Annotated in this window: 1 protein-coding gene; it reads left to right on the top strand. The window is 40.0% G+C overall.

Annotated elements, in window-relative coordinates; translation table 11 throughout:
* On the top strand, positions 1-402 hold a 402-nt coding region (locus FD12_RS14000), incomplete at both ends, for a DUF5776 domain-containing protein (protein WP_235809039.1).

Raw genomic sequence — 402 nt, 5'->3', positions numbered from 1 at the left:
GCTAATACTAATTATGTCCGTCCAGTATACTATCACAGTAAGCATTCAACTTTGACGGTGATTAATCCCAAAGGGGTTAATGAGTATACCAAGAAGGATTTGACTGGGAAGGTTAAGAACTTTAAGCAAGGAACTCAACTCAAGGTGAAAGGTTTCGTTAAACACAATCTAACCACCCGTTATTTATTGAGTAATGGTCACTATATTACCGGTAACCGTAAGTTAGTTCAAGCGGGCAAGGTTAAGCAGCCAAAACGAGTTGTAATCAAGCACAAAGTCTATCGTTACACGAATGCCAACTTTACCAAACGGAAAGGCTCAATTGCCAAAGGTACCAAGCTAAATATCAAGCGTTACACGTTTAGCTATCCAACTTCAACCACAAAGTCTGGTACGAAACGG

Origin of the sequence: Lentilactobacillus rapi DSM 19907 = JCM 15042 (genome assembly GCF_001436255.1) — a bacterium.
Classification (GTDB): Bacteria; Bacillota; Bacilli; order Lactobacillales; family Lactobacillaceae; genus Lentilactobacillus; species Lentilactobacillus rapi.
This window is presented reverse-complemented; position numbering and strand designations above follow the sequence as displayed.